Consider the following 25,532-nt stretch of genomic DNA (forward strand, 5'->3'; position numbering starts at 1 on the left):
TTATGGCATTTTTATGGCGCATGGCACGCAATAACCTAACTTAAAATTTATAACTTAAACCAGTGTATAATCCAATAAAGAACGGTTTATAATCTCCTGTTGTATCATTGAATGTATTAATTTGATATTTAAATGTCGGTTCAAGATTTATATTCCATTGTCTTGAAAGTCTGTAATCCATTCCTAATCCAAAGTTGGCACTAAAACTAGTATCATTAATATTATTAGCTTCTCCAATTAATGCTGAACTTCCATCAATATCAGCATAAATTTCATTTTCACTTAAAAAGAAGGTACTAAATCCTCCAATAACATTAATTCCAAATTTAGTGTCTAATAATCTGTATTCTAATTCTAATGGGATTTCTATAAATCCAAAACGTTGATCGATGTTACCGGCAACTTTCGTATTAAATAACTCTGGAGTTGACGATCTATTCATCATTTTCGCACTCATAAGCGATATTTGTTCTTCTTCTGAGCTAAATGCAATATTACTAAATGAAGCATCTACTCCTCTAGCTGCAGTTACTGGACCTACAAAAGCAAACACATCTGAAGTGGTTTGATTAAGATTAACACGATTAACACCAGCTCTAATTTTTAGTTTTTTAGAAATCGCATAACTACCAGCTATACCATAACTCATATTAACGTCAGAGCTTTTAGAGTTTTCGTTAAATTGTTTGTCTAGTGAAGACCCTTGACCTAAGGAGTTAAAATAAACAGGCGCAACATTTGGGGCAATGCTCCACCTGCTTTGTTCATCTTCTTTTTCTTCTTCATCTATAGTGTCGTTATTTTCTGCAATAGCATTTTCAATGGTCTGTTGTTCTGGAATTTCAATAATTGAATTTTCAGATTCAACAGCATTTGTTTTGTTTATCTCAGATTTAGAAGTATCAGCGTTTAATTGTTTAGAACTTGTATGCTCGGCTACAGCTGCGCTTGTGTCTTCAATGCTCTTTTTAATAGCAGATTTTTGTTCTGCTTCAGATGCTAATTGTGTTTTGGCGTCTGTTTTTAAATTAGAGTTCGATGGTTGGCTTTGATTTGCAACCTTAGTATTATTGGCCTTATCAGCAATTTTTGACGATGTTTTTTCCTTTAGGGATGATTTTGTTTTGTCTTGATGCGTGTAATTAGCAATAGCGTTCGATCTTTCAGTGGTGCTATTAGGTGATGCTAATTGACGGGAAGGATAGTTTTTCTGAGATATTTCATCTTCAGAATCGTTTAAATTTGATTTTTCTTCAGCATCTAAATTAGAGTCAACAATTGTGGTCGTTTCATCTTTAGCTGTCTTAAGATCATTGTGATTCTTATCGGTTAATGTATTCGTGTTATCCTTTTCTCCCTTATTTTCTATAGCTTCAGTATTTACAATAGGAAAATCTTGAGAATTACCGTTGTCTGAATTGAAAACAGTAACACCCACAGTAAACAACAGAGCAATAGCCGCTGCTACACCTCCAATTTGCCACCAAAGTGCAATAACTCTACGCTTTTTCTTTTTATGAGGAAGACTTTCGTTTATACGATCCCAAAGTGCATCGTTAGGTGCAACTTCAAAATCCTTAAACTTTTCTTGAAAAAGTCTATCTATGTTTTTTTTATCACTCATTTTATAAACTCTGCGAATTTGAACTCGCGTTGTAGGTTTCTATCTTTTCTTTTAAAATCATTCTTGCTCGTGCTAGATTAGATTTTGAGGTGCCTGTTGAAATTTGAATCAGTTCACTAATTTCGACATGAGAATAGCCATCTAAAACATATAAATTGAATACCAATCTATACCTATCTGGTAATTCTTGAATGATTTTTAGTAAAAAATCAATAGTCACACTGTCTTCATTAATATCTACAGAAACATCTTCAATATTACCTTCATTAACAATATCATATACGCCAACATCTTCTCTGTAGCGTTGTAATGAAGTGTTAATGGCGATGCGTTTTAGCCAGCCTTCAAAAGAACCTTTATTATTATACTGTCCTATTTTATTAAAAACAGTTATAAATGCATCATGCAAATTATCTTCTGCTTCTGCATAATTTTTAGAGTACTTAAGACAAAGCGAAAATAATTTACTTGCGTATAGCTTGTATAATTGGCCTTGAGCTTGTACATCTTGTTCAATACAATTTTTTATGAGCTTGTCTAAACTCACATTAGTTATGGGATTAATTAATAATTAGTCTAATACTGTACTTTCAGGACCTTGTCTCTCACTTATAACAGGTACTTCTGCTAAGTAATACTGGTCTTCACCTTCATCATCATGGCCTTGATAAAACTTAAAAAGATACGTTTCTGTTCCGGTGACCATAAAATTTAAACTCACTGTAACGGACTCTTCTTCTTCAGTACAAGATGAATCTGAGTACACTGAGTTAATCACAGCAACTGTGCGCTCATTTCCGTTAATATCATATAAAAAATTATAGAATTGGTAGCACGTTGAAGGTCGGTTATAAGTAATCATTATCTCATAACTTTCACCATATACAAATTGATCTGGTATATCAATACTCTCTATGGGCATAACTTCTGTACCAACATAGCTATTATCCTCATCTACACTACATGACATAAGCGTTGTAAGAATAATAAAGACTAAAAGGGCATTTCTTTTCATGGGGTTTTTATTTCTATTTTATTCGCGGAACTCTGTTATTCTGCAAATAAAAATAATCAATCTCACCTTATAGATGCAGAAATAGTAAAAGGGTTGCGTCTAAAAACAAAAAAATCCTGATTTTATTCAGGATTTTTTTAGTTTACTATTTAGACTCTTTAATAATTGTCCTAACTTTTTCTTCTAGTTCGTCCATCAGATCAGGATTATCTTTAATAATCATCTTAACGGCATCACGACCTTGACCCAGTTTTGTATCACCGTAACTAAACCATGATCCACTCTTTTTAACAATGTCATGCTCTACAGCTAAGTCTAAAATTTCTCCGACTTTAGAAATACCTGCTCCGTACATAATGTCAAATTCTGCCAACCTAAAAGGTGGTGCCACTTTGTTTTTAACAACTTTAACTCTGGTTTTATTACCCATTACATTACTATCGCTATCTTTTATCTGTGTAGAACGTCTAATGTCTAAACGTACAGAAGCGTAGAATTTTAAGGCATTACCACCTGTAGTTGTTTCAGGGTTACCAAACATAACACCAATTTTTTCACGTAATTGGTTAATGAAAATTACGGTACAATTTGTTTTACTAATCGACGCTGTTAATTTTCTAAGGGCTTGAGACATTAAACGTGCGTGTAATCCCATTTTAGAATCTCCCATTTCACCTTCAATTTCACTTTTTGGTGTTAGGGCTGCAACTGAATCGACAACAACAATATCAATAGCTCCAGATCGAATTAAATTATCAGCAATTTCTAAAGCTTGTTCACCGTTATCTGGTTGAGAAATAATTAGATTGTCAATATCAACGTTTAACTTTTCAGCATAAAAACGATCAAAAGCATGTTCTGCATCAATAAATGCCGCAATACCACCTGCTTTTTGAGCTTCTGCAATCGCATGAAGTGTTAAGGTTGTTTTACCAGATGATTCTGGTCCGTAGATTTCGATGACACGTCCTCTTGGATAGCCACCTACGCCTAATGCAATATCTAATCCTAATGAGCCAGAAGGTATAGCTTCTACATCTACTACTGCCTGATCGCTCATTTTCATTACTGTTCCTTTTCCGTAAGCCTTGTCTAACTTGTCTAAAGTTAATTTTAGAGCTTTTAACTTTGCGTCTTTTTCACTACTCATATGTTCTGTTTTCTTAGAATTCCTTATTAATTATAATTCAAAAATACCACTTATTTTACTTAATAACATTTCTCTTCTCAAATTACTACAAATGCTAGTGATTTTTTTAAGTTTTAGAAACCGTTTCGTGTTATTTTGGAATAATTGGTTATATAAAAAGCCAGAATAATAATATATTCTGGCTTCATTTATTAAATCAATTAATTCGTTTTAGAAAAGTCCAATGTATGATGCATCGGTAGTTCCTGTTTCTAATACAGCACCTGTTGTAAAACCATCTGCACTTGTAGAACTAGGATCAAAAATGTAAACATTACCTACACCACCTAAAGATGCTAAAGCCATATACAATTTACCATCAATGACACTTGCCCATTGGTATTGACGCAACCATAAATCTAATGGAATATTCATTTTTACGGCTGTTTTGTTATATACATCGACGCGAACAATATCCCAATTAGAACTTGCACTATCTCCTAAATCTGTGTTTAAAACAGGGACATAACCAATGCCGTTTCCAACGTAAAACCATCCTGTATTTGCTTCTGCATTATGACCTAAAAGTGATTTTATATCAAATTTACTATAAGCGGTGTCATAAGCGCCATTACTTATTTTCATTATAGAGACATCTCCACTCGTAACGAGTTGGTAGGTATCTCCATTTTCGTCTTTATGTGCCACTGGAGTTCTGTAACCATTTGTAGATCCTTGTGCTAATGTAGATGTTATTGTTGTTTCGTTTTCTAAAGAAGGGTAGTCAACCACTAAGGTTTCAACGTTATCATAAATCATGGTGCCATTTTCACCTGTTAAAGCGTCATAAAATCGTTTAGCAACACCGTAATAAAGTTTACCGTTGGCAATTACCGGAGCATCAATTCTAAACGTATGAATACCTTCTGTAGACTCATCTTCATTATAAGGAAATGCAAACGATGCGTTTTCTAAAACGGTCATCGTACTTAAATCTACACGTGCTAATGTTACGGTCGCATTAGTTTTTACATAAGGAGACGTCTCATCTGTAGGATCTTCGTAGATGTTTTCTGTAGTGACGTTGTGCAACATTGCGTAGTTATCATCAATTTTTGTCCAACGTGGATACGCTGTGCCCATAACCGCTTGGATGTCGGTTGTTAAAAGTAGGTTATAGTTTTGTCCGTTGATATAATCATATTTTGCGATATCACCTCCACCATAATTTAAGTTGTAAACTGTTTCTCCGTCATCAGAGGTATATAATCTTGCCGTTCGTGTTGATGGAATTTCCTGACCATAACCATTAAAAGTAAATGTTTCGTTAGGGTCGTTTAATTCTTCAACAGTTACACCTTGTGTGTAGGTTTCTGATTCACCAGTAGGACTAGAACCAATGACTAAGTGGTAGGGTCTGTAAGCTGAATCTGAAGAGCCTGAAGATGGAGTATCATCTTCACTACATGAAAAGGAGCTTAGAGTTAAAGCCGATATACAGGCGATATTTAAAATAGATTTGATATTGAAGTTCATAATTTTTAAATTAAAGTTGTTTTATAAAATTGTAAATGAAAGTTTGCCATAAAACCCTCTTCCAGGTTTTTGAAGCGCGTAATTATCGAATATTTGATTGTTTAATATGTTTTTAACGTCGAAACTTAAAGTGACTTTATTTTTAGGAAACGTGTAAGCAAAACCGGCATCGAAAGAAACTTGTGTTGGTATTATCGTTTTTCCAGATCCACCAAGGACACTACTCCCTCTAAAAAATTCATGTACGTAGAGTAAGTTCGTATATGTAGACAATAGGGATCCTTTTTGAATGAGATTCTGTGTTTTATATTTTAAATTATAATTCATTGTAAAATACGGTGTGTTGGCCAGCCTTTCGTAACTTGGTGTTATTGGGTTGCCATCTACATCATATGTTACGTTATAATCTCTAGCATTGAAAAATGAGGTGTTTCCACTAAAGAATAGTTTTTCATTATAATTATAGTTTACTGTGAAATCAAAACCTTCTGTATAGATTTTACCGACATTAGAGTTCTCAAAAAACTCTTCATTACTTCCCGTAGGAAATTGCATAATTAAATCATCAGTATCTCTAATAAAGATATTGGATGTGACTCCAAACGTGTGTTTTTTGAATGTTATATTATCGTATGTAAAACCTAGATTATAATTATTGCTATGTTCTGGTTTTAGATTTACTGAAGCATTTACATTGGCAGCAACATTACCAAACACCTCATTGGCTTCAGGTAGGCGAATTGCTTTTTCGGCAGAACCAAACACGGTGAATTTGGGTGAAAACGTATATGAAATGGCTCCACCATAGCCGAAGTCGTTAGAATTGACGTTATTTTCTTCAATAATTATAGTAGAACTTGATGTGTTAGAACTTCGTGTGCGTAATTTAGAAGTTCTATCCATATAGTAGGATTTTGCAAAAACAGAAGTTCTTAATTTCTCGTCGAAGGCTTTATTTTCGAATGAAAGTGTCAAAATTGATTTTAAATACTCTCGCGTTTCCTTTAGCGCATTTTCAGCAGCAGGAAGCATGGGGTCATCAGAATCTCTGGTGAAGGTATTTAATAAATGATTTAACTGAATTATATTATTGTCATTGATGTTATAGGCTAAATTAGTACGTGCGTTAACTGTTTCGTCAATATCCTTTTGTAACGTTGGATCTCCAGCTTCTGCCCCTGATGCCCATACGTCAGGGTCGTTATAATAACTCGTAGGATAACCCAACCAACTATATTGCGTAGCAATGGTATCTATAGTTTTTCTATTTAACAGAGAATAAGATGCAAAAGCACTGACATCTAAATTTTTTACGATCCCTTTTTTAGCATAATCCAAACTATACATATTGGTATTTTGTTCGGTGAATCGATTACCATAAACAATTTCCATGGTAGCACCAGTTTGAATTTGTTGGTCCATGTTAGAGAGTAAAACCCCTGCTAAAAATTTATCTGCCCAACTGACATTAGTGTAGCCAAATTCAGCCTTACCTCCTTGAGATCTGTAGCGATCATGAAAACGTTTCGCTCGTATATAAACATCAGGTGTTCCTGCAGAAAGTGCTACTGCAACTTGGTCTCCCCAAACCTCATAATCGTTATCTGCATAGTTTACAAAGGCAGACCCTCGAGCTGTGAATCCGTTTTTGTTATTTCGGTAACCACCATTAATATCAGCTCTATAGGTTCCAAAAGAGCCTGCAGAAATAGACGCTTTTAGTTCATTTTTAGTAATACCATTTAATACAATGTTTATGGCTCCACCCATGGCATCATCTGATAAATGTGGAGGAACAACACCTTTATAAACTTCTATACGTTTAATTAATGAAGTCGGAATACTGTTTAAAGAAAAGGAAGGTCCAAAATTTCGGATGGGAACACCATCAATAAAAATCTTAACGGAATTCCCAGTCATTCCATTTAAATTGTAATGCGCATGAGATCCTAAACCACCAGATTGGCGTACTCTTACTCCAGCAGATTGGTCTAATAATTCGTTAACCTGAATTGATTGTACAGCAATCTCTTTGGTCTCTATAACATTAACAGCAAAACCTTTTTCTTCAATTTTTTGCTGAACTGTTTTAGATTTTACAAAGACTTCATCTAATGCTGCGACTTCTAATGTAACATTTACCTCTTTGTTTTTTGAATCTAGTGCTACGTTAACAGTTTTTGGTTGCTCATTTAAAGAGTAAAATGCAATAGTATAGTTTCCGTAGGGTATATCCTTAAAAGTAAAAGCCCCATTAATATTAGAGTTAGTTTCTTGTTTTACGTTGTTACCGTTAAGAACAATAAATGTAGACACCGCAGGTTCGTTAGAATCGTATTTTACCTTTCCGTAAAAATTTCCATTCTGACTAAAAGCTGAAACACTACATAAGAATAATATAAAAACAGAAAATATCTTGAATTGCAACACCTTTAAATTTTTGACAAAAATATCCTTATTTTTATTCATTCCAAATAAAAATAGAGTTTTTTGGAATAAGTTTTTTTTATGTCTGAATAAAAGTGAGTTATGGCCAAAAAAACCTATCATAATTAAATATTACAACACGGTTAAATGAAAATATTTACTCCATCATTTTTAAAATATATCAATTATTTCATGATGTTTTATACGTTGTATTCAAGTTTTAAATAATTTAGTATCATCATTTTATCATGTGTTTGAGATGCGAAACGTTATATAAAGATGAAAAGGAATTATATTTTTTCAGCTTTACGACGCAACCTTTTTACACTTTTTACATCTACTAAATGAAAAAGGAAATAATTGCTATGAAAAACGCTACAATCAACTCTGAAGTTAGCTTTAGAGTTGAGTAGCGAATTTTTTCAAAATGTTTAATTAAAATTAAAAAGGTTAGTAAGATATTAGGTGTTTCAGTTACCGTTTGTTTTCCCTCAGTAATTGTGAAGCCGATGTAGATTAACTTTTTAAGTTAAGTTTTAAGTTAGTAAGTTAATCTAAAAGCACTTTGATTTATCAAGGTGCTTTTTTGCGTTTATTTTGAAGCCTTTTCAGTAAAAACAATACCTTTGCAACTTATTATTTATTTAATTCTTTAACCTTAAAAATTAGTATAGCATGCAACTGTACAATAACTTAAGTGCTAAAGAAAGAGCAGAACTTATTGAGCAAGCGGGAAAAGAACGCTTAACCATCTCTTTCTACAAGTACGCCAAAATTAACAATACCGAAATTTTTAGAAATCACTTATTTCTTGCTTGGGACCAATTAGAGGTTCTAGGAAGAATTTATGTGGCAACTGAAGGGATTAATGCCCAATTGTCTGTGCCTGCAGAAAATTTTGAGCCTTTCAAAAATCATTTAGATACCATTTCGTTTTTAGAAAATGTAAGATTGAATATTGCCGTAGAGCACGATAATTTTGCCTTTTTAAAGTTGAAAGTAAAAGTGCGAAACAAAATAGTCGCAGACGGATTAAACGATGCGTCTTTTGATGTAACTAACAAAGGGGTTCACGTTAACGCTGAAAAGTTTAACGAACTCATAGAAGACCCAAATACTGTTTTGGTGGATATGAGAAACCATTACGAAAGTGAAATCGGTCATTTTAAAAATGCCGTAACGCCAGATGTGGATACTTTTAGAGAATCTTTAGATTTAATAGAAGAAGATTTAAGAGAACATAAAGAGGATAAGAAGTTAGTCATGTATTGTACTGGTGGCATCCGTTGTGAAAAAGCAAGTGCCTACTACAAGCACAAAGGTTTTAAAAACGTGTTTCAGTTGGAGGGTGGAATCATTAACTACGTGCGTCAAATTGAAGCTGAAGGTTTAGAGAATAAATTCTTAGGTAAGAATTTTGTCTTCGATGAAAGACGATCAGAGCGCATCAGTGATGATGTTATTGCTCATTGTCATCAATGTGGAGAGCCTGCAGATTTGCATACCAATTGTGCAAATGAAGCCTGTCATTTATTGTTTATTCAATGTGATTCGTGTAAAGAGAAAATGGAAAACTGTTGTTCTTCAAACTGTATGGAAATAAATAGACTGCCATACGAAGAGCAAAAAGCACTGCGAAAAGGACAGGGGAATAGTAATGATATTTTCAAAAAAGGACGTGCAGACCATTTGCCTTTTAAAAAGGACTTAAGAAACATCTTTGAGACTTTAAAAACTGACAAAATCTAAATTCCGATGCAAAACATTGAATTAATGGCACCTGCGGGGAATTTTGAATCCTTACAGGCGGCTTTAGATAATGGTGCAGATTCTGTTTATTTTGGTGTAGAGCAACTCAATATGAGAGCGAGAGCTTCGATTAATTTCACATTAGATGATTTACAAGAGATTGTAAAGCGTTGTGAAGCTAAAAACGTTCGTAGTTATCTGACTTTAAATACCATAATTTACGATCACGATTTATCAGTTGTAAAAACCTTAATAAAAAAGGCCAAAGAAGCTAATGTCACGGCTGTTATTGCTATGGATCAAGCGGTGATTGCTGTCGCTCGCGAACATGGAGTTGAGGTACATATTTCTACACAAATTAACATCACTAATATTGAAACGGTAAAATTCTACTCCCTTTTTGCCGATACGATGGTTTTAAGTAGAGAGTTGAGTTTACGCCAAGTAAAGCACATTACTGAGCAAATTGAAAAAGAACAAATAAAAGGCCCTTCTGGCAGATTGGTTGAAATTGAAATTTTCGGTCATGGTGCACTTTGCATGGCTGTTTCTGGTAAATGTTATCTGAGTTTACATTCTCATAATTCTTCAGCAAATAGAGGTGCTTGCAAACAAAATTGTAGAAAAAAATATAAGGTTATCGATCAGGAAACTGGTTTTGAAATGGAACTGGATAATGAATATATCATGTCTCCTAAAGATTTATGTACTATAGATTTTTTAGACGAAATTACAGATGCAGGAGTAAAAGTTTTAAAAATTGAAGGTCGTGGGAGAGCTCCAGAGTATGTGGCTAAAGTTATTAAATGTTATCGCGATGCTATTGATAGTGTTAAAAACGAAACCTATAGTAAAGACAAAGTGATTTCTTGGATGCAAGACCTAGAAAAAGTCTATAACAGAGGTTTTTGGAGTGGCTATTATCTAGGGCAAAAATTAGGCGAATGGAGTACAGGTTCGGGTTCTCATGCGGTACAGAAGAAAGTGTATTTAGGCAAAGGCACACATTTTTACCCTAAAGCGAAAATTGGAGAGTTTAAAATTGAAGCTTACGATATTACCGTTGGAGATACGATTTTAATCACGGGCCCAACGACAGGAGCTAAAGAAATGGAGGTTGTTGAAATGATGGCAAATGACGAAAAAACCAACAAAGGAACCAAAGGAGATTTGGTAACTATTCCTATGGATTTTAGAATTAGACCTTCGGATAAGCTCTATAAAATTGTTGAAAACAAAGTGGAAGCTTAATGGTGATTGTGACCTTACAACGGCAAAAATGTATTGGCTGTAACTACTGTGTAGAAATGGCACCTCATCAGTTTCAGATGTCAAAAAAAGATGGAAAAACGGTTTTATTAAATACGACAGAGAAGAAAGGTTTTTATACGTTAAAATCAAATGATTATGCCATATTAGAAGCTTGTGAAAATGCTTCAAAAGCGTGTCCTGTAAACATTATTTCCGTCAAGATTAATTAGTGAATAGCTACGTCATATTAATAGATTTACTGGTTATGGATAGCTCGGAATAACAAATGAGATTTTAGTAAACTCAGGAAATAATCTTATCTTTACTCATTAATTATTTACGAATCCTCTATTTAGACACTTAAGGTCTAAATTTAATATATAAATTTTATGGCTTGTAACAGTTGTTCAACTGGTAATGATGGCCAACCAAAAGGATGCAAAAACAATGGAACTTGTGGTACAGATAGCTGCAATAAACTCACTGTTTTTGATTGGTTAGCTAATATGTCGCTTCCTAACGGACAAGAACCATTTATTGGTGTCGAAGTACGTTTTAAGAATGGCAGAAAACACTATTATAGAAATACAGAAAACCTCACATTAAGCATTGGAGATATTGTGGCAACACAGGCTAAGTCTGGTCACGATATTGGTATGGTAACGCTAACCGGCGAATTGGTGCGTGTCCAAATGAAGCGCAAGAAAGTAAGACTTGATGACGCTGAAAATGTTTTAAAAATATACCGAAAAGCATCACAAAAAGATATTGATATTTGGTCAGAAGCTAGAGATAGAGAAGAACCAATGAAGGTGAAAGCACGTCAGTTTGCGATTGATTTAAAACTGAAAATGAAAATTTCAGATATCGAATTTCAAGGTGATGGAAGTAAAGCTACATTTTACTATACAGCAGAAGAACGCGTAGATTTTAGAGAGTTAATTAAAGTATTTGCACGCGAGTTTAGAACACGTATCGAAATGAAGCAAGTTGGCTTTAGACAAGAAGCTGCAAGACTTGGTGGTATTGGTTCTTGTGGTAGAGAATTATGTTGTTCTACTTGGTTAACAGATTTTAGATCGGTGAGCACTTCAGCTGCACGTTACCAACAATTATCTTTGAACCCTTTAAAATTAGCAGGACAATGTGGGAAACTAAAATGTTGTCTTAATTACGAGTTGGATTCTTATTTAGATGCACTGAAAGCGTTTCCTAAGTCAGATACTAAATTATATACAGAAAAAGGAAATGCGGTTTGTCAAAAAACCGATATTTTCAAAGGTTTGATGTGGTATGCTTATGAAGGGGAATGGATGAATTGGCACATTATCACTACCGAACAGGCTAATGAAATCATCTCAAAGAATAAGAAAAAAGAAAAAGTAGCAAGTCTCGAAATGTATGCAGTAGAGCATATCCAAGACACTAAAACCGAATTTGAGAACGTTGTAGGTCAAGATAGTTTAACGCGTTTCGATAATCCAAAGTCGAATAAGAAACGTAAAAACAATAAGAACAACCGAAATAATAACAAAAACAAATCTCGAAATCGCAATCGCAAACAAAATTCTAATACAAAGTCAAGGCCAAATGCTAAGAAAAATTAAAGGGCTATTTCTTGTAGTTGTCAGTTGTTTTCTGATTACAAATTGTGATTCTAATGCTGTTTTTGACACGTATAAATCAGTGCCAAACCAATGGCATAAAGATTCGATTGCAGCTTTTAATTTTAAAGCTCCAGACACTTTAAATAGTTATAATTTATATGTTAATTTAAGAAATACGGATGCGTATAAGTTTAATAATTTATTTCTTATTGTAGAGATGAATTATCCTAACGGAAAAGTTGTAAAAGATACGCTTGAATATAAAATGGCAGCACCAAATGGTGAACTTTTAGGTACAGGATTTTCAGATTTAAAAGAAAACAAATTGTGGTTTAGAGGTTATAAAGAGCCATTTGTTTTTAAAGAAGAAGGTGATTACACGGTTAATATTCAACATGCCATGCGAAATAATGGAGTTGTTAATGGTGTAGAAAATTTACAAGGTATAACAGATATTGGTTTTAGAGTAGAACAGGCTCAAAAATAGGGAACATGGCAAAAAAGAAGACAACGAAAGCTAAAACAGAAACGTTAGATTTTTCAAAATATGTACGATGGTTTTGGATCGTATTTTTAGGAGGTGTCCTAGCTTTTGTATTATTATTTCTATTCGCTTCGTGGGGATTTTTAGGAGAAATGCCTGATCATACGAAATTAGAAAATCCTGAGACTAATTTAGCAACCGAGATTATTTCTTCAGATGGTGAAACTTTAGGTAAATTCTATTTTGATGATAATAGAACACCTATTGGATTTAATGATTTGCCTAAAAACATTGTAGATGCTTTAGTCGCCACTGAAGATATTCGTTATTATGACCATTCAGGTATAGACGGTAGAGGAACATTAAGAGCTATTTTTAAATTAGGAAGTGGTGGTGGAGCCAGTACGGTTTCTCAACAACTAGCAAAGAATTTATTTACTAAGCAAGTGTCGTCAAACATTATTGAGCGTTTGTCTCAAAAAGTAAGGGAATGGGTCATTGCTATTCGTTTAGAGCGCCAATACACCAAGGAAGAAATTATAGCAATGTATTTCAATATTGTTGATTTCAATAATAATGCAGATGGCATAAGAAGTGCTTCTAGAATTTATTTTGGTAAAGAACCAAGAGATTTAGATATTAAAGAATCTGCAATGATTGTTGGAATGTTAAAAAACCCATCCTTGTATAATCCTAGATCTCATAAAAATCCAGTAGGAACAAGGAATAGACGTAACGTTGTCTTAGCTCAAATGTATAAATATGAGTATATATCGGAAGCCGTTAAAGATTCACTTCAAAAAACAGAATTAGATTTAAATTATTCACCAGAGTCGCATCGTGAAGGTATTGCCACCTATTTTAGAGAATACCTCAGAGGTTTTATGAAAGAATGGGCTAAGGATGAAGATAATAGAAAGCCAGATGGTAGTAAGTACGATTTATATACAGATGGACTTAAGATTTTCACGACCATAGATTCGCGTATGCAGCAATACGCAGAAGATGCGATAGGGCAACATATGCCTAGGTTACAAGCAGAATTTGATAACCAGAATACACCAGATCGCAACAAAACAGCACCATTTTTAGAACTCAGTACTTCTGAAATTAATAAATTATTGAAAGATGGTATGAGGCGTGGTGAGCGTTGGAGGATTCTTAAAAATCAAGGGAAATCTGATAAAGAGATTGAAGCCTCGTTCCAAGAGCCAACAGATATGACTGTTTTTAAATGGATAGATGGTAAACCGGGTGAAGTTGATACCGTTATGAAGCCTATAGATTCTATGCGTTACTATAAGTCATTTCTGCGTCCTGGTATGATGTCAATGGATCCACATACAGGTCATGTAAAAGCGTGGGTTGGTGGTATGAACTATAGACACTTTCAGTATGATATGGTGAAACAAGGGAAGCGTCAAGTCGGTTCTACTTTTAAACCCTTTGTTTATGCTACAGCAATAGATCAATTACAATTATCGCCTTGCGATGTATTTCCAAGAACACCAATTACTATTGAGGCTAATAAATTTGGAAATCCTGAACCTTGGACGACGAAAAACTCTGATGGTAAGTATTCTGGTGAGCAATCATTAAAAGATGCTTTGGCAAGTTCAACAAATACAATTACGGCGCGTTTAATGAATGAAGTTGGGCCACAACCTGTAGTTGAAATGGCACAAAAATTAGGAATAACCTCAGATATTTTACCAGTTCCAGCTATTGCTTTAGGTACAGCGGATATAAGTGTTTATGAGATGGTTGCGGCCTATTCTACGTTTGCTAATAAAGGTGTGTACAATAAACCCGTAATGGTGACACGTATTGAAGATAAGAATGGTACTATTCTATACCAATTTGCTCCGGACAGTAAAGACGTTTTAAGTGAAGAAGTTGCTTATGTTACTGTAAACCTTATGGAAGGTGTTACAAAAGCAGGTTCAGGAGCGCGACTAAGACATAATTCAGAATGGTTAAAAAACTCCGCCATGTATAAGGAAGTGATGACGGGTTATCCATATGAACTTACTAATCCAATTGCTGGTAAAACAGGAACCACACAAAATCAAAGTGATGGATGGTTTATGGGTATGGTACCCAACTTAGTAACTGGTGTTTGGGTTGGAGCAGAAGATAGAGCTGCACATTTTAGATCCATTACTTACGGACAAGGTGCTTCTGTGGCATTACCAATTTGGGGATTGTATATGAAAGCTTGTTATGCCGATAAAACTTTAAACGTGTCAACAAGCGAATTTGAGAAACCTTTGGACTTAACAATTGATGTGGACTGCACAGCTAAAGACGAAGGAGACATCACCGATGAATCGGATCCAGTTGAAAATATCGAATTTGATTTCTAAGAATCGTCAAAAGTCACACCCTTATTTTATGACTATTAATTATAGGTTTTGGACTTAGTTTTGTATTTTTCAAAAGCAAAATTATTCTAAATATGATTAATAAAAAAGTGGACAATATTTCTGAAGCCTTAAAAGGAGTCAGTGATAATATGACCTTTATGTTCGGTGGTTTTGGCCTCTCTGGAATTCCTGAGAATGCTATAGCAGACCTCGTAAAACGTAATATAAAAGGACTCACCTGTATCTCTAATAATGCAGGAGTCGATGATTTTGGTTTGGGCTTATTATTACACCAAAAGCAAATTAAAAAGATGGTCTCATCTTATGTTGGCGAAAACGATGAATTTGAACGTCAAATGCTTTCGGGAGAGTTAGATGTTGAGTTAATACCTCAAGGTACTTTAGCGGAGCGTTGTAGAGCTGCACAAGCCGGATTTCCTGCAATTTATACACCTGCTGGTTACGGGACAGAAGTTGCAGAAGGTAAAGAAACTCGAGAATTTGATGGAAAAATGTATGTTTTAGAACATGCCTTTAAAGCCGACTTTGCTTTTATAAAAGCATGGAAAGGTGATGCTGCAGGTAATTTAATCTTCAAAGGAACCGCTCGAAATTTTAACCCTGTAATGTGTGGAGCCGCAAAAATAACAGTTGCTGAGGTTGAAGAATTGGTGCCAGTTGGAGAATTAGATCCTAATCAAATTCATGTGCCAGGGATATTTGTACAACGTATATTTCAAGGTGAGACCTACGAAAAGCGAATTGAGCAACTAACGGTAAGACAAATGAGTACCTAGAATTTGTCATTCCTGTGAAAGCAGGAATCCACTACCAAAGATAAAGTTTTAATTAAATAGATTCCTGCGTACACAGGAATGACAGAAAAAGATGTTAGATAAAAACGGAATAGCAAAACGCATTGCAAAAGAAGTACAAGATGGTTACTATGTTAATTTAGGAATAGGTATTCCAACACTAGTAGCAAATTATGTAAGAGATGATATTGAAGTCGAATTTCAAAGTGAAAATGGAGTTTTAGGAATGGGGCCATTTCCTTTTGAAGGTGAAGAGGATGCCGATATTATTAATGCGGGAAAACAAACTATTACTACATTACCAGGAGCTTCGTTTTTTGATTCAGCCATGAGTTTTGCAATGATTAGAGGTCAACATGTTGATTTAACGATACTTGGAGCTATGGAAGTGTCAGAAAATGGTGATATAGCGAATTGGAAAATTCCAGGAAAAATGGTTAAAGGCATGGGAGGTGCTATGGATTTAGTGGCGAGTGCAGAGAATATTATTGTAGCTATGATGCATACCAACAGGGCAGGAGAATCTAAGTTGTTGAAAAACTGTTCTTTACCTCCAACGGGAGTGGGCTGTGTAAAGAAAATAGTAACAAACATGGCGGTTATAGAAGTGACACCAAAGGGGTTTAAACTTTTAGAACGTGCACCTGGAGTCTCTGTAGAAGACATCAAAAACGCGACTGAAGGAGACTTAATTATTGATGGTGATATTCCTGAAATGAAATTCTAAGGAACGTTATCATATAATTATTGAGCCGCTAATTTACAGCGGCTTTTTTGTGCGTAAATTCCTCATATAATGTGTTAAATGTTAAAAATAAGTGTATTTCATCGATTTATAATGTATTTAAGCAGATTAATTCAGAATATGTTTCATATTGCAGTACCCAAACAAACCTAATTTATTAACCTGATTTAACATAAACCGAAATTTACCTTTTTGCCCTAAATCTACCATGAATTACTGCTTATGAAAACTAAATCAAATCTACCAGAACCTACTTTAACTGAAGATCGCGGATTTTCAGCATTAGAAAACACTTTGGAGTTAGTCTCAAATGTTTTTAAACTAGCCAAAAGAGTATTCATGCTATAATCCTTTCGGAATAGCATGAATAAGCTTTTTTGTGTAAGCTTGCTTTGGAGACGCGTAAATGAGATCTGCATCTCCAATTTCTTCAATTTTGCCTTGATTCATTACGAGCAATTGATCTGCCATATATTTTACAACCGCCAAATCGTGTGAAATAAATATATAGGTAAATCCAAATTGTGCCTTTAAATCATTTAATAAGTTTAAAACTTGCGCTTGTACAGAAATGTCTAAAGCTGAAACCGATTCGTCACAAACTATAAGTTGAGGTTCTAAAGCAATTGTTCGTGCAATACCAACACGTTGACGTTGACCACCAGAAAACTCATGAGGATAGCGATCAAATGCAGAAGCATCCAGTCCCACTTTTTCTAAAATAGATATTACTTTTTCTTTTCGGGCTTTGTAAGAGGTTCCAATGTTATGAACAGTCATAGGTTCTAAAATAGCATTTCCAACAGTTAAACGCGGATTTAAAGAAGCGAAGGGATCCTGAAAAATAATCTGAATATCTTTTCGCATCGTCCGCATTTCAGAACAACTTAAATTAATAATATCTTTTCCCTTATATAAGATTTGTCCTGCTGTGGCTTTGTCTAATTGTAGAATGGCATTTCCTAAAGTTGATTTTCCACAGCCAGATTCTCCCACCAAACCCAAAGTTTCACCAGGAAACACTTTAAAACTTACACCATCCACAGCATTAAAGGGTTGGTCTTTTGTAAACCATCCCGTTTTTGAAAAATAGGTTTTTTGGACGTCTATAACTTCCAATAAAGGTGTCTGTTCATATAGTTTTTCGTGATTTTTTGCTCTTTCAGTATCAGAAATAATTGTTGTACTGACGTTATCAGTCATAAAATCCGAGATCGTTGGTAATTTTTTTAATCTAAATTCTGTTGAAGGTCGCGCTCCAATCAGCGCCTTGGTATAGTTATGTTTTGGATAATTAAAGATGGTATCCGTTGTGCCTTGTTCTACTATTTCACCCTGATACATAACTAAAACGCGATCGGCTAATTCGGAAACCAAAGACAAATCATGTGAAATAAATAAGATACTCATTTTTGTTTCGGTTTGAATGTTTTTGAGTAATTCTAAAATCTCTTTTTGAACGGTTACATCTAGTGCTGTGGTTGGCTCATCTGCAATCAATAGCTTTGGTTTACAAGCAATCGCCATAGCTATCATAACCCGTTGTTTTTGTCCACCGGAAATTTCATAAGGGTAAGCTTTAAAAATCCGTTCAGGATTAGGCAATTTTACTTTCTCGAAAAGTGATATAACTTCCGACTTCATTTCTGAATCCGTTAATTTGAAATGTTGTTTCAAGATTTCTTCAACTTGCTTACCGCAACGCATCGACGGATTTAAAGAACTCATAGGTTCTTGAAAAATCATCGCAATGTTATTCCCTCTAATCGTTTGAAATTCTTTTTCAGAAAGTCCAACAAGGTTTTTATCTTCAAATAAAATGGAGCCTGATGTAATTTTAGAAATCCGTTTAGGTAATAAACCCATTAAGGCTAATGAGGAAATGGATTTACCAGATCCAGATTCGCCAACGACTGCTACGATTTCATTTGGTTTGATATGAAATGAAATATTACGGATAATTTTTCTTTCCTTTTTCTCCTTATAAAAGGAAATGTGTAATCCTTCAACTTTTATTAAGTTTTCATTTGTCATATGTAAATGTAGTTATTTTCTTCAATAGTGCTGTGGTAAAACCGTAACTCTAGAAAAGTTGTTCACATTGTCGCGAAAACGTTTTCGTTAAATTGTGATATTAACAAAATTTTAATACTTTGAAGGAAATAAAAATAAGTTTAACCCCAAAAAATTAATAATAGGTATGAGAAAAAATTATTTTAATAGTGTTTGTGTAATGGTGTTTATGCTGTCAATTTTTACAGTGTATTCACAAACCGATCTTCAAAAAGAACAGATAACGAGTCGTTACGACAAACAAGCGATTCAAGAATTAAGCGAAAATTTTGATAAACAATCTAAAGCAGAAAAGGCTTTTGCTACGCAAATGGCATTAGTTAATGGTTGGCCACTTATAATTAAAACTGAAGATGCTTATATGGAACTTCAAAAAATTTCATCGGAAGGTCAACCTATTTATTACAGAACATTTAATGTTGCTGCTGCCAAGTCTACAAGAGCGAATCATTTAAATTCAGGTGGTTCTTTAGGCTTAAGTTTAGATGGTCAAAACATGGAAGCACATGTTTGGGATGGCGGTTTAGCACGTGCCTCGCATCAAGAATATGATGGAGCAGGAGGTAATAACAGGTTTTCAATTGGAGATGGAACTTCAACCTTAAACTATCATTCCGCACATGTTACAGGAACCATAATTGCATCTGGCGTCGTTGCTAATGCAAAGGGAATGGCACCTCAAGCGAGTGCTGTAGGTTACGAGTGGAATAATGACACATCTGAAGCAACTTCTGCGGCAGGAAATGGGATGCTTATTTCAAACCATTCTTACGGTTATGCAGCTCGAAATGCCTATGGTCAAGCACAACTACCGAGTTATTATTTTGGTGGTTATATAACAGATTCTAGAGATTGGGATGAAATTATGTATAATGCACCTTATTACTTAATGGTAGTTGCTGCAGGTAATGATGGTTCTGATAATTCTGCAAATAGTTCACCTTTAGATGGCAATACATCTTATGATAAGCTTTCTGGTCATGCAACTGCTAAAAACAATATGGTTGTTGCCAATGCTAATGATGCTAATATTGATGCTAGTGGAAACCTTGTAAGTGTCACCATAAATAGCAGTAGTAGTGAAGGACCAACGGATGATTACAGAATTAAACCAGATATTACAGGAAATGGAACTTCTGTATATTCTACATACGAATCAAGTGATACAGCATATGCTAGTATTACAGGTACGTCTATGGCATCACCAAATGTGGCTGGTTCTTTATTATTATTACAACAACATGCTAACAACATTAATGGAAGTTTCATGAGAGCTGCAACGTTGAAGGGTCTAGCACTTCACACTGCAGATGATGCTGGATCTAATGGACCTGATGCTGTTTTTGGTTGGGGTTTAATGAATAGTAAGCGTGCTGCTGAAGTAATTACAAATAATGGTAACGCATCTATAGTTGACGAGTTAACGTTATCTAATGGACAATCGTATCAAATCACTGTAGATTCTGATGGTATAAATGATTTGTATGCTTCAATTTCTTGGACAGATAGAGCTGGTACAGCATCAACATCTGTAAATTCTACAGCATCTAATTTGGTTAATGATTTAGATATAAGAGTTACTAAAAGCGGCACAACCTATACTCCTTGGAGATTAACAGGAGTGACTACAAACGGACAAGGTGATAATACTAAAGATCCTTATGAACGTGTCGATGTGGAAAATGCATCAGGAACGTACACGATTACCATAACGCACAAAGGCTCATTAACAGGTGGAAGTCAAAATTATTCATTAATTGTGACGGGTTTGTCAGCAACACCAGTAGTATGTAGCGCAACAACACCTACAGGATTATCAATTGATGGATTTGGGTCTTCCACAGCAACAGTATCTTGGGATGCTGTGTCAGGTGCGTCTTACGATTTTAGATATCGTGAAGTAGGAGCTTCTACATGGATTACATCTTCAGTTTCAGGAACAGCAACGTCTTTATCTGGTTTATCGCCAGAAACGTCTTATGAGGTTCAGGTCCGAAGTCAATGTGCAGATAGTTCTACATCAAGTTATACAAGTTCAGTAAACTTTACAACAACAGAAGTGCAACTCAATTATTGTACATCTACAAGCAGTAATGTGAATGATGAATACATTAGTGGAGTGCAATTAGGAACTATTAATAATACATCAGGAGCACAATTTTATTCAGATTTTACCAACCTTTCAACAAATTTAACTCAAGGTCAAAGTTATACAGTAACCGTGACGCCGACCTGGACAGGAACACAATATAACGAAGGGTATTCCGTATGGATTGATTATAACCACGATGGTGATTTCTCAGATTCTGGAGAACAAGTTTTGTCGCAAGCAGCAACACAAACCACTCCTGTTAGTGGAAGTTTTACAATTCCATCAGGAACCTATTCTGGAGCGACACGAATGCGTGTCTCTATGAGTTATAATGAAATTCCTACTTCATGTCAATCATTTACTTATGGTGAAGTTGAAGATTATACGGTTAATTTAATTGCTGGAACTGCAGACTCTACAGCACCAGTAATTACCTTAACAGGAGCATCAACCATTAATTTGGAAGTTGGTGATACTTATACTGAGTTGGGAGCAACAGCTACGGATAATATTGATGGTAATTTAACGTCTAGTATTGTTATAACGGGAACTGTGAATACTAATTCTGCCGGAACATATACTAAATATTATAATGTAAGTGATGCCGCAGGAAATGCTGCTACTCAGCTCACAAGAACTGTTATTGTCACACAGCCAGCGGATACCACTGCACCAGTAATTACGTTAACGGGAGCATCAACCATTAATTTAGAAGTTGGTGATACGTATAGTGAGTTAGGAGCAACTGCAAGCGATAATGTTGATGGTAATTTAACAGCAAGTATTGTTATTACAGGAACGGTGAATACAAGTTCTGCCGGAACATATACCAAATATTACAACGTAAGTGATGCCGCAGGAAATGCAGCAACACAACGCACTCGGTCTGTTGTGGTAACCCAACCATCTACAGGTGATTGTTCAGGTGGAATTTCAACGTTTCCATATTCTGAAGGTTTTGAAAATACTTTAGGATCTTGGTCTCAAGGTTCTGGTGATGATTTTGATTGGGCAACAGGAAGTGGAACTACTCCATCAAGTAATACAGGTCCTTCCAGTGCGGATTCTGGTTCCTATTATTTATTTATGGAATCGTCTTCTCCTAATTATTCGACAAAAAGAGCCATTTTGAACTCTCCTTGTTTTGATTTAGGAAGTGCATCTCAAGCGACGTTTACGTTTAAATATCATATGTATGGAGCTTCTTCAATGGGAAGTTTAGCTTTAGAATTAAGTACAGATAATGGAACATCGTGGACAAGCGTATGGAGTAAATCTGGAAATCAAGGAAATTCTTGGTTAACAGGTGGTGTAGATTTAGGATCTTACGTAGGATCTTCTATTCAATTACGTTTCAATGGCATTACAGGAACAACGTGGCAAGGAGATATGGCTATTGATGCTGTTGGTTTAACGACAGGTGGAGGCTCTGGTTTATGTTCTAATGTAGCATTGTCTATTACTTTTGATAATTACCCAGAAGAAACCGCTTGGAGTTTAATAGATGCATCAGGTAGCACAGTTGCTTCTGGTGGAACTTACGGTTCTCAGGCAGATGGTTCAACATTAAATATTAATGTGGGATGTTTAGCAGATGGCTGTTACGATTTTGTAATAACAGACGCTTACGGAGATGGCATTTGCTGTTCTTATGGAAATGGCTCCTATACTTTAACGAATTCTGATTCGGGAATAACATTAGCTTCTGGAGCATCATTTACAAGCTCTCAAACTACTAATTTCTGTTTAGGTAGTGCAGGAAATTCAGTATTAGATGTAAATCCTGGAGTCATTGCAGATAATCCTAATCAACATTTTAAAGTACATCCAAACCCTGTTAAACAAACACTTCATGTGGATTTAATTGGCTATGAGGCTCAAACTTTTGAAATTGTAAATATGTTAGGACAAGCCGTAGCAAAAGGACGATACACCTCAGTGATTGATGTGTCTCAATTTGATAGTGGTGTTTATATATTAAAATTAAATATTGGTGAGAAAACCAAAGTAAAGAGATTTGTTAAGGAGTAATATCTTAATGAATTAGTTAAAAAAGGAAAAGTCCAGATTTTAAATCTGGACTTTTTTATATATGTTTTATTTCATTATCATGAAGCAATTCATCTCCTCTTAATCTTAAGAAAATTTGAGCAACGGCAATCGTATCTTTTTCGCAATACACAACAATTCTGTCAATCTCTTTTTCTTTGTAGTACACACGATAGACTTCACTACCATCAATATCATCTTTTGGTGATGGAATGCCTAACACGTTAGTTAATAATTTTAAAGAGGTATAGGTTTTATAATCTCCGAATTTCCAAAGTTCTAAAGTATCGAGATGTGGCACTTCCCAAGGTTTTTTGCCGAATAAATTCAGTTTATACGGTAATTCTATGTTGTGGATAATCATACGTCTTGCGATGTATGGAAAATCGAATTCCTTACCATTATGCGCACACAGTAAATGTTTGTTTGAGCTAAAATGTGAAATCAATAAATTTTTAAAATCCTTTAATATCTTGATTTCATCTCCATAAAATGACGTGACTCTAAAGTTTCTAGATTCTCCTTGCATTTTAAAATAGCCTACAGAAATGCAAACAATTTTCCCGAACTCAGCCCAAATGCCTGCTCTGTCATAAAATTCTTCAGCCGTAAATTCTTCTTTACGTTGATAGCGCGATTTAGCATCCCAAAGCTCTTGTTTAGTTGTATCTAAATCAGAAAAGTTTTCTGTTTCTGGGACGGTTTCTATATCTAAGAATAGAATGTGTTCTAGGTTGAGTTTACTAATCATGTTCTATTTTCAACTAAAGTTAACATTTTTAAATTAATCTTTAATTGAATTTGGTGTGATTGTTTGTTTTTCAATGAGTTGTATGGCTTTTTCAAGCGCTTCATCACGTCCATTTTTAATACCTTCGATAGTTGGTTTTACTTCAATATCTGGAACGATACCTATGCGTTGTGTTTCTGAACCATCTGGATAAAGAACCCCAATGCCTGATATTGCAGTTGTTAACCCTCCAGGAAGCAATATAGCTGAGATATTACCATCTGCACCAGCCGTTGTGCTGCCAATTATGGTTGTTTTGTCTCCAGCTCTAAAGGCCATGGCCGTATATTCTGCTTGACTCTGAGATATTTCATTTACTAATACTATTACCTTTTGACCTTTGTAGGACCAACTTTTAGAAAGTCCAACTTTCAGATTGTCTTTATAATTAAATTCGCCTGGGTTATTTAAGTTGCCTTTTGTGAATTTTACAAAATCAGCCCTATTATTATTTAAGAAATTTCCTAATTCAAAAAGGACAAAAGTTGAAGGGTAATTTCTAATATCTACGACAATTCCTTTTAAATTTTGAAACTCTTCTTTTATAGATTCGATATCTTCTTGTGTGATATTTTGTAAGGTTATATAACCAATATCATTATTTACTTTTTTAAAACTTTTCTCAGTTCTTTTTTTGTACCAACTATAATATCCTTCAATACTATCTTTTTTATATAAATCTAGTTTTAAGTCCGAAGTTTTACCAGCGCGTTCAATTTTTAACTCTATACTGTTTTCTTTTGATCTCAAAATATTAAAACTAATATCTCGTAAACGCGTGGGTTGGTTAGATGCTGGATAGTAGGGATTCTTGTCTTTTACTACGTCATCAGTGTGTTTACCGTTAATATGCGTAATGATATCGCCTATTTTTAATTCGCTGGTTTTGTTTTCTGGGTCATTAAATAAATCATCTACAACGAGTTTGTTTTCTATGAATTTAACATGAATTGGTGCATAATAATCGCCTCGTTGTTCTTGTATTTTATTATTTCCACCCCAAAGATTAGCATGTGTGTCTTTAATATCTCCAATAATTTGAATGGCGGCTAGTTCATATTCTAACTCATTTTTAGCGTTGATGAATTTTGGGATGTATTCTGCCAAACAGGTGTCCCAATCCTTATCTGTTAAATGTCTGTAAGGAAAATAATAATTTATAATATTCCAATATCTAAAGAGTGATAATAGTCTAAAACCAGCATCTGGATAAGGCATATCTTCATAGATATCTTCATTTTTAAATTCTGGATTTCCAACACCAGGCTTCATAGCAATATAATAGTGTTCACCTTGATGTCTATTGCTTTGGATATATAGTAATTTTTCACTTAAATCTGTAGAAATATTAGTTGCTGTTATCCATTCTAAAGCCGGTTTTAAATGAGAGTCTTCAGAAGTTGGTTTGCATTTTCTACAGCGTTCTACCATTCCATAGCGCTCTATCCAAGATAAAAGTAAATTATCGCGTTCTATTGTTGTAATCACTTTTTGGTATTCAGGAAGAAACCTAAAAAGTTCATAATCCCAATTATAGTTTCCTTTTCCAATTTCGGGATGATAGTATTTTAAAAATCCCCAAACACGTCCTAAAAGCTCAAGGTTTTTTATTTGATTTTCATCCAAGGCATTGAAAGTAATAGCTGAACCTTTATCGAATTCAGTGTCTCTATTTAAGGTTTCAAGATCTACGTGGTGATTGCTTTGTGCAGTAATGTTTAGAAATGTAAATAGCAGGATAAGAGTAAAATAAAGTTGCTTCATGGTTGGTTGGTTGGTT

The 25,532-nt window shown here is 34.6% G+C and carries 19 protein-coding genes; 10 read left to right on the forward strand and 9 right to left on the reverse strand.

Annotated elements, in window-relative coordinates:
- Positions 1–40 precede the first annotated feature (40 nt).
- The 6 genes from KO515_RS01185 to KO515_RS01210 form a co-directional block, all read right to left on the reverse strand.
- Positions 41–1,624 carry a hypothetical protein gene (locus KO515_RS01185; RefSeq protein WP_215934543.1) on the reverse strand — a complete coding sequence of 528 codons (1,584 nt, stop codon included), beginning with the start codon at positions 1,622–1,624 and terminating at the stop codon, positions 41–43.
- 1 nt (position 1,625) lies between these two features.
- Complete coding sequence (locus KO515_RS01190) at positions 1,626–2,171, reverse strand: RNA polymerase sigma factor (protein ID WP_215934544.1); 546 nt, start codon at positions 2,169–2,171, stop codon at positions 1,626–1,628.
- Between the two features lie 24 nt (positions 2,172–2,195).
- A complete protein-coding gene (locus KO515_RS01195; protein ID WP_215934545.1) occupies positions 2,196–2,639 on the reverse strand; it encodes a hypothetical protein in 444 nt (147 codons plus the stop codon).
- 145 nt (positions 2,640–2,784) lie between these two features.
- Entirely contained in the window at positions 2,785–3,789 is a 1,005-nt protein-coding gene (gene recA, locus KO515_RS01200) for a recombinase RecA (protein WP_215934546.1), read from the reverse strand.
- Positions 3,790–3,999: 210 nt separating this feature from the next.
- Positions 4,000–5,304, reverse strand: a complete 1,305-nt coding sequence (locus tag KO515_RS01205; protein ID WP_215934547.1) for a hypothetical protein — start codon at positions 5,302–5,304, stop codon at positions 4,000–4,002.
- Between the two features lie 21 nt (positions 5,305–5,325).
- Complete coding sequence (locus KO515_RS01210) at positions 5,326–7,731, reverse strand: TonB-dependent receptor (protein WP_215934548.1); 2,406 nt, start codon at positions 7,729–7,731, stop codon at positions 5,326–5,328.
- A 675-nt stretch (positions 7,732–8,406) separates the two neighbouring features.
- Between KO515_RS01210 and trhO the strand changes: the two genes are divergently transcribed.
- From trhO to KO515_RS18850, 9 genes are all read left to right on the forward strand, one after another.
- A complete protein-coding gene (gene trhO, locus KO515_RS01215; protein WP_215934549.1) occupies positions 8,407–9,480 on the forward strand; it encodes an oxygen-dependent tRNA uridine(34) hydroxylase TrhO in 1,074 nt (357 codons plus the stop codon).
- A gap of 6 nt (positions 9,481–9,486) precedes the next feature.
- Positions 9,487–10,731 carry a peptidase U32 family protein gene (locus tag KO515_RS01220; protein ID WP_215934550.1) on the forward strand — a complete coding sequence of 415 codons (1,245 nt, stop codon included), beginning with the start codon at positions 9,487–9,489 and terminating at the stop codon, positions 10,729–10,731.
- Positions 10,731–10,961: a ferredoxin gene (locus tag KO515_RS01225; protein WP_215934551.1), complete on the forward strand. Its 231-nt coding sequence runs from the start codon at positions 10,731–10,733 to the stop codon at positions 10,959–10,961. Before KO515_RS01220 ends, KO515_RS01225 begins: the two co-directional genes overlap by 1 nt.
- 159 nt (positions 10,962–11,120) lie before the next feature.
- Positions 11,121–12,338 carry a PSP1 domain-containing protein gene (locus KO515_RS01230; protein WP_215934552.1) on the forward strand — a complete coding sequence of 406 codons (1,218 nt, stop codon included), beginning with the start codon at positions 11,121–11,123 and terminating at the stop codon, positions 12,336–12,338.
- Complete coding sequence (locus KO515_RS01235; protein ID WP_215934553.1) at positions 12,322–12,825, forward strand: gliding motility lipoprotein GldH; 504 nt, start codon at positions 12,322–12,324, stop codon at positions 12,823–12,825. Before KO515_RS01230 ends, KO515_RS01235 begins: the two co-directional genes overlap by 17 nt.
- 5 nt (positions 12,826–12,830) lie before the next feature.
- Entirely contained in the window at positions 12,831–15,188 is a 2,358-nt protein-coding gene (locus KO515_RS01240) for a penicillin-binding protein 1A (RefSeq protein ID WP_215934554.1), read from the forward strand.
- Positions 15,189–15,280: 92 nt separating this feature from the next.
- A complete protein-coding gene (locus KO515_RS01245) occupies positions 15,281–15,985 on the forward strand; it encodes a CoA transferase subunit A (RefSeq protein WP_215934555.1) in 705 nt (234 codons plus the stop codon).
- Between the two features lie 91 nt (positions 15,986–16,076).
- Positions 16,077–16,730 (forward strand): CoA transferase subunit B, encoded by a 654-nt coding sequence (locus tag KO515_RS01250; RefSeq protein ID WP_215934556.1) that lies wholly within the window; start codon positions 16,077–16,079, stop codon positions 16,728–16,730.
- Positions 16,731–16,970: 240 nt separating this feature from the next.
- Positions 16,971–17,096: a hypothetical protein gene (locus tag KO515_RS18850; RefSeq protein ID WP_289846256.1), complete on the forward strand. Its 126-nt coding sequence runs from the start codon at positions 16,971–16,973 to the stop codon at positions 17,094–17,096.
- On the opposite strand, the gene KO515_RS01255 is transcribed toward KO515_RS18850, so the two are convergent.
- Positions 17,091–18,782 carry an ABC transporter ATP-binding protein gene (locus KO515_RS01255; RefSeq protein WP_215934557.1) on the reverse strand — a complete coding sequence of 564 codons (1,692 nt, stop codon included), beginning with the start codon at positions 18,780–18,782 and terminating at the stop codon, positions 17,091–17,093. The two genes, KO515_RS18850 and KO515_RS01255, sit on opposite strands and share 6 nt — an antisense overlap.
- Positions 18,783–18,948: 166 nt before the next feature.
- Between KO515_RS01255 and KO515_RS01260 the strand changes: the two genes are divergently transcribed.
- A complete protein-coding gene (locus KO515_RS01260; RefSeq protein WP_215934558.1) occupies positions 18,949–22,944 on the forward strand; it encodes an immunoglobulin-like domain-containing protein in 3,996 nt (1,331 codons plus the stop codon).
- A 55-nt stretch (positions 22,945–22,999) separates the two neighbouring features.
- On the opposite strand, the gene KO515_RS01265 is transcribed toward KO515_RS01260, so the two are convergent.
- Positions 23,000–23,713: a 3'-5' exonuclease gene (locus KO515_RS01265; protein ID WP_215934559.1), complete on the reverse strand. Its 714-nt coding sequence runs from the start codon at positions 23,711–23,713 to the stop codon at positions 23,000–23,002.
- Between the two features lie 33 nt (positions 23,714–23,746).
- The gene (locus KO515_RS01270; RefSeq protein ID WP_215934560.1) at positions 23,747–25,516 is read right to left on the reverse strand and encodes a S41 family peptidase; all 1,770 of its coding nucleotides are present in this window, start codon (positions 25,514–25,516) and stop codon (positions 23,747–23,749) included.
- Positions 25,517–25,532 lie beyond the last annotated feature (16 nt).

This window comes from Winogradskyella psychrotolerans (assembly GCF_018860545.1).
In the GTDB taxonomy this organism is placed as follows: Bacteria; Bacteroidota; Bacteroidia; order Flavobacteriales; family Flavobacteriaceae; genus Winogradskyella; species Winogradskyella psychrotolerans_A.

What these genes read in the sequence shown, in the direction of transcription:
- KO515_RS01185 (WP_215934543.1), bottom strand. Translation starts at nt 1,624, where the DNA reads ATGAGTGATAAAAAAAACATAGATAGACTTTTTCAAGAAAAGTTTAAG.
- KO515_RS01195 (WP_215934545.1), bottom strand. Translation starts at nt 2,639, where the DNA reads ATGAAAAGAAATGCCCTTTTAGTCTTTATTATTCTTACAACGCTTATG.
- recA (WP_215934546.1), bottom strand. Translation starts at nt 3,789, where the DNA reads ATGAGTAGTGAAAAAGACGCAAAGTTAAAAGCTCTAAAATTAACTTTA.
- KO515_RS01205 (WP_215934547.1), bottom strand. Translation starts at nt 5,304, where the DNA reads ATGAACTTCAATATCAAATCTATTTTAAATATCGCCTGTATATCGGCT.
- trhO (WP_215934549.1), top strand. Translation starts at nt 8,407, where the DNA reads ATGCAACTGTACAATAACTTAAGTGCTAAAGAAAGAGCAGAACTTATT.
- KO515_RS01220 (WP_215934550.1), top strand. Translation starts at nt 9,487, where the DNA reads ATGCAAAACATTGAATTAATGGCACCTGCGGGGAATTTTGAATCCTTA.
- KO515_RS01225 (WP_215934551.1), top strand. Translation starts at nt 10,731, where the DNA reads ATGGTGATTGTGACCTTACAACGGCAAAAATGTATTGGCTGTAACTAC.
- KO515_RS01230 (WP_215934552.1), top strand. Translation starts at nt 11,121, where the DNA reads ATGGCTTGTAACAGTTGTTCAACTGGTAATGATGGCCAACCAAAAGGA.
- KO515_RS01235 (WP_215934553.1), top strand. Translation starts at nt 12,322, where the DNA reads ATGCTAAGAAAAATTAAAGGGCTATTTCTTGTAGTTGTCAGTTGTTTT.
- KO515_RS01240 (WP_215934554.1), top strand. Translation starts at nt 12,831, where the DNA reads ATGGCAAAAAAGAAGACAACGAAAGCTAAAACAGAAACGTTAGATTTT.
- KO515_RS01245 (WP_215934555.1), top strand. Translation starts at nt 15,281, where the DNA reads ATGATTAATAAAAAAGTGGACAATATTTCTGAAGCCTTAAAAGGAGTC.
- KO515_RS01250 (WP_215934556.1), top strand. Translation starts at nt 16,077, where the DNA reads ATGTTAGATAAAAACGGAATAGCAAAACGCATTGCAAAAGAAGTACAA.
- KO515_RS18850 (WP_289846256.1), top strand. Translation starts at nt 16,971, where the DNA reads ATGAAAACTAAATCAAATCTACCAGAACCTACTTTAACTGAAGATCGC.
- KO515_RS01255 (WP_215934557.1), bottom strand. Translation starts at nt 18,782, where the DNA reads ATGACAAATGAAAACTTAATAAAAGTTGAAGGATTACACATTTCCTTT.
- KO515_RS01260 (WP_215934558.1), top strand. Translation starts at nt 18,949, where the DNA reads ATGAGAAAAAATTATTTTAATAGTGTTTGTGTAATGGTGTTTATGCTG.
- KO515_RS01265 (WP_215934559.1), bottom strand. Translation starts at nt 23,713, where the DNA reads ATGATTAGTAAACTCAACCTAGAACACATTCTATTCTTAGATATAGAA.
- KO515_RS01270 (WP_215934560.1), bottom strand. Translation starts at nt 25,516, where the DNA reads ATGAAGCAACTTTATTTTACTCTTATCCTGCTATTTACATTTCTAAAC.